This window comes from Ruegeria sp. HKCCD8929 (genome assembly GCF_013031405.1).
In the GTDB taxonomy this organism is placed as follows: domain Bacteria; phylum Pseudomonadota; class Alphaproteobacteria; order Rhodobacterales; family Rhodobacteraceae; genus Ruegeria.
This window is the reverse complement of sequence record NZ_WPZY01000090.1, coordinates 1-4,712: the sequence shown is the minus strand read 5'-3', so window position 1 is coordinate 4,712 and position 4,712 is coordinate 1. Positions and strand designations below refer to the sequence as shown.

Here is a 4,712-nt window from a genome sequence, read left to right as displayed (position 1 = left end):
CCGCCATGCGCCTGTCACTGCACCGCTCAATGGCACAGGCGCAGAAATACTATGACGACGTTGAGATCACCGACAACCCGGCGACGGATCTATTGGGATAGGCCCAAAACACAAAGCACCGGGTTGCTTACCCGGCGCTTCGTCTTAACTGAAAACACGCAATCAAAATCTTACCCGTGGGTAATGTCGTCTTCGTTCTGCAATTCGTCGATCAGGGTCGCGATTGCCTGTTCCAGCTTACGGCGGTCCACACGGGTGAAATCCAAATTGTACTGCAATTCGATACGCCCGCTTGATGCGGAACACTTTGCAACCCCTGCCCTGCCAGACACCTGAAAAGTCGTTTTGGCGCGACGAGTCTTGTTTGCGCCTGGCGCAGCTGGCTTTCTCGCTGCACCCGAATCTGGAGCCACAAACGCCCTGAGAATAGCAGCCTCGCCCGGGCCGTCTCGGGCTGGCTCACTCTCTAGGGCGTTCTTGACTTGACTGATCAACATTGGATTGCCGTCGAGCTTACGCTTAAGTTCGACCCCTAAATTGCGCGGAATGTCATTGGGATGCAAAAGAACCTCACCCAACATCTTCAGCAGACTGGCGAAAGACCGGATGTAGCTGCGCTTAGTATAGCTCGCGGATTTGAACAGGACCGCGACCGCCTTATCCACGTCCGTGCAATCGTTCGCCGGGTCTTCAGAATAGGCACGAGCCAGCGCACCCATCTCTGCAAACGAAATATCTTTGCGGATCAGGTTCTCATCAACCATACGCCGGTAGCTGTCACTCAGATCGGACGCGTCGGAAATGCCCGCAGGGATCCGGGTGTAGACGTCCTCGCCTGTTTCTTCATGTAGGGCGCGATACGCGGACAAGCGGCGCATTCCCTGGATCAGATCAAAGCGGCCATCGGCACGGCGTTCGAGACGGATTGGGTTTGACAACCCAATGTCCCGGATCGACTCTATCAACTCTTCCAGTTCTGGATCTGGCCCGAATTTGCGATCCCGCGTCAGTTTCTCAGTGACAACATCCGACAGAGCAACAAGTTCGGTCACCAAACCTTCCGACCGAAGCCGAACCAATTTATGCGCGAGACGATCATTTTCGGCACGAATAGACTGTTCAGTCGATTTCTGATCACGGAGGACATCCGCGTTTTCAGCGATCGCGGCGGCCATCGGCCCACGTCGTTTCTCCTGAACCTGGTCCGGCACTTTGTCGGCAGGGATGCTATCTATGGCTGGCATATCGATATCAAACATTCTGCGTTTTCGGCTCATGTGTTATCCTCCAGCTTGTCCCAAGCAGCCAACATCACGCCTCGGAATTCCTCATAGACATTGTCAAAGGTCGAGCGCGCCCGTCGCCAAGTCTCCCGGGTCATATCCCGGTAGTCCATCTCGTACACCGAACTCAAGAAACGTCCCGACTGCTCAACGGCGCGCGTCATCTCGACAGGGTGTTTGGCAACATGATCACCGAAAACCTTGCCAAACGCATCGAACATGGCCTGATGCAAGGCATTGCCCGGCTCATAGCGCGTCAGAAGAAACCTGAGTTCGCAAAACACTTTAGGCAGCCCAACCTTACCCGTGGGTAAGGTTTTATCGAACCCATAAGCCAGATCCTCCAGCGCTTCGGCTAGCTGACCGATGAAGGATGTGGTTGAATCGTATTCCCAGTACCCTGGCCCGGAGGGGACATAAAGCATGTCAGCGGCGAACACCGCGTTCATGGATTGATACCCAATCGCCGGAGGGCAATCGAACAATATCAGGTCATACGCTTCGTCTGGGATCTGGTCCAGATAGCGAGACACTGCGGCGAAGAAGGACCATTCAGGGTTCAAGTGTCGATATTGTGCGGAAGCGAATTCGACGAAAGCGGCGTTAGCGCAAGAGGGGATGGCGTCGATGGTGGACCAGGACGTCCGCTTGATGAAATCCGCAATGCGCAGGTCACCAAGGCCCATGTCGGTGATTGAGGGCGGCAATTCGCGGCGGGGTAGGGCGGTCCCGGACTCCGCTGCCGCCGGGCGGTTGTTCATCCGCGCAGTTTCACGGATCAGATCACGCGCCATGATGCCCCAGACTGTAAAGTCCTCAGCCACATCGGTTAGGCCCATCGAATGGCTCAGGGTAGCCTGTGGATCAAAATCCACTACCAGCACGCGATACCCATCCAGAGCGGCCGCATGGGCCAGATGCAGGGCGACAGTAGATTTCCCTGCGCCACCTTTGAAATTGGCAACCGCCGCCCGAATGGCACGTTTCCCCGGTGGGCGGGGGGGCATCAGGGATTTACGGTTCACCTTCAGACGCCGACGCAGTTCATTCACTTCGTCGAGGCTGAACCAGCGCTGGCGGCCGTCTGGCTCGACCTCGCCGCCGGGCAGCGAGGGATCCGCTGCCAGCTTACCCCGAAATGTCGACTGGTTGACCCGGAAGATAAGTTCGGACACCTCCCAGCTGGAAAACCGCCTGAGGGTCTTTTCCATCTCAGGACTGAAGGTTTGCTGACGAATCCAGCCTTGCAATTTGAGGGACTGATTACGCAATGCGTTCAGGTCTTCGTGCGTGTACATGCCTCGTGTCTCATTGTTTCGGACGCAAATGTTTTGGTTTTTCCTATTTACGCTTGATTTGCGCTTTACGCAAAAGAAATTATGATAAGGTGTCATCTTACCCACGGGTAAGAAAAAAGGGCGATCGACGGCCTGACCGATTCGGGGGCCGCGCTGCTGACGACCTCGGGAAACCTCCTCCCACCGCTCAACATTTAGGGGGACACTATTCGCTGCGGCGCCCCATATAGGGGGACAAATGAGATAGATAAGGGGACACCTAGAGCGTCCCCCTTCACCATAACTTCACCCTTTTTCTTTTTGAATTGAATTGGATCTGCCCAATTGAACAGCCTCGATTCAGACTCGGCTTGACAGAATCGTTGGATTGGACGCTAATTGAGCCAACATGACGAAAAGCGTTGGATAACAGCGTGGGACGGGCGGTAAAGTACCGCATGAGGCAGACAGAGCGGTGAGAACGAACATGCGGCTTACGAAACCGGTCGGGCGAAGTGCACCGGCCCTGAAATACGATATTTTGTCAGCATTGACCGTTCACGCACTGTCGGGCGACAAGCATCGCCAACGTAGCATTCTGCGCATTACGGCTCTGATCACAACCCGCTATAATTGGCGTAGCAATGAACTCTCGATCGGACGGGAAGAAATTGCCCGACTTTGGTCTGTGAATGAACGCACCGTCAAACGGGAGATGGCGAAATTCCGGGCTAAAGGATGGATCATGGTTAAACGTCCGGCGGCACGCGGACGGGTCGCAGTCTATGAGTTGGATCTGAAGCAGATCATGATCGATACGGCCGGAATCTGGCCGCTGATCGGAACGGATTTTCAAGCTCGGATGACAGAGGAGCCGGAGACTGAAACCAATATTGTTCCGTTTGAGGTCAGGCCGCCACGGCCAAACGCAGAGGACGTAAATGTATGGACGCGTGTTCAATCCATTCTACATGGTCGCGACCCCGAGATATGGGCCAGCTGGTTCCGGCATCTGACCGAAGCCGAGAGGGCAGGGGGGGTGGTTACCCTGATTGCACCTTCGCGATTCATGGCGGACTATATTGCGCAGAAATGGTCCGGGCGAATGCTGGCCGCTTACAGCCGTGTGGACCCGGAGGTGCGGAGCTTGCGCTTTGAGGCCGCGGAGTAGGCACTTCAGCCGTTGATATCTAGACCGCTCAGTATGTTCAAACACACTATCTGCACCCTCTGCTCGAAGTGATCCAGCTTGAGTTCGGCTCGGTTCGACGTGTGTGCTTTGTCGACTAACAATGGCCGTTATGAGGATAATATCGTCTATAAACGCATCGTATTTGCTTGGTTTCTGATGCGAATGTGAGTATCTTTCGCATCATGACCCAAATATGGCAATCTGAGTACTGGCCACACTTCGACTATGACCGTGCACGCATAGAGCCATATCTGGCTGCTTCAGCGCAGATGATCGGTGAGATTGCGGGGCTTGTTGATGGCATGCCGGATCCTGACCGTGAGAAATTTCACCTGACGCAGCTAGCCCAGGAAGCGATGTCATCCTTTGGCATAGAAGGCGTGCCATTGGATGCGGCGGATATCGAGGCGTCCATTATTGCGTCTCTCAAACATCGCGACCGTGGGGCCATTGCGCGAAGGTCCGATGCTGTCGCCGAATTGATGACCGCTGCACGCTCTACCCCAGGACCTCTGACCGCGGATGTTCTCTTTGAATGGCACCGGCTTTTGTTCTTTGGAATTGAGATCGAAGACCTGGGTCGTTGGCGCAATTTTGAGCTGGAGATCGTGCGTTCTGCCACCGCAGGGACCAAGGACGTTCTCTACAAGGCTCCTCCGCCGGAATGCCTCAATCAGGAAATGAGTGTCTTCCTATCCTGGCTCAAGCAGGAACAGGGACTCTCGGCACCAATCAAGGCAGCTTTGGCGCACCTTTGGTTTGAATCCATCCATCCGTTTTCCGACGGTAACGGCCGCATCGGCCGGGCGCTGATCGAATATGTCTTTGCCCAAAGCAATGCTCTGCCGTTCTCTTTTTCACGCCAGGTGGAGCGGGATAAGAAAGCCTACTACGCAGCTTTGCAGGCCGGGCGAAAGGAGGGCAGGGGGGTAATCGATGCAACCGCGTTTATTGTCTGGT

The 4,712-nt window shown here is 55.1% G+C and carries 4 protein-coding genes; 2 read left to right on the top strand and 2 right to left on the bottom strand.

Annotated elements, in window-relative coordinates:
* Positions 1 to 170: 170 nt before the first annotated feature.
* Positions 171 to 1,277 (bottom strand): ParB N-terminal domain-containing protein, encoded by a 1,107-nt coding sequence (locus tag GOX53_RS28740; protein ID WP_171182301.1) that lies wholly within the window; start codon positions 1,275 to 1,277, stop codon positions 171 to 173.
* On the bottom strand, positions 1,274 to 2,581 hold the full coding sequence (locus tag GOX53_RS28735) for an AAA family ATPase (protein ID WP_171182300.1): 1,308 nt from the start codon (positions 2,579 to 2,581) through the stop codon (positions 1,274 to 1,276). Before GOX53_RS28735 ends, GOX53_RS28740 begins: the two co-directional genes overlap by 4 nt.
* Positions 2,582 to 3,047: 466 nt before the next feature.
* Between GOX53_RS28735 and GOX53_RS28730 the strand changes: the two genes are divergently transcribed.
* Both GOX53_RS28730 and GOX53_RS28725 read left to right on the top strand, forming a co-directional pair.
* Positions 3,048 to 3,731, top strand: a complete 684-nt coding sequence (locus tag GOX53_RS28730) for a DnaA N-terminal domain-containing protein (protein WP_171182299.1) — start codon at positions 3,048 to 3,050, stop codon at positions 3,729 to 3,731.
* A gap of 185 nt (positions 3,732 to 3,916) precedes the next feature.
* Positions 3,917 to 4,712, top strand: a 796-nt coding sequence (locus GOX53_RS28725; RefSeq protein WP_371810456.1) for a Fic family protein, incomplete at its 3' end; no start/stop codon positions are given.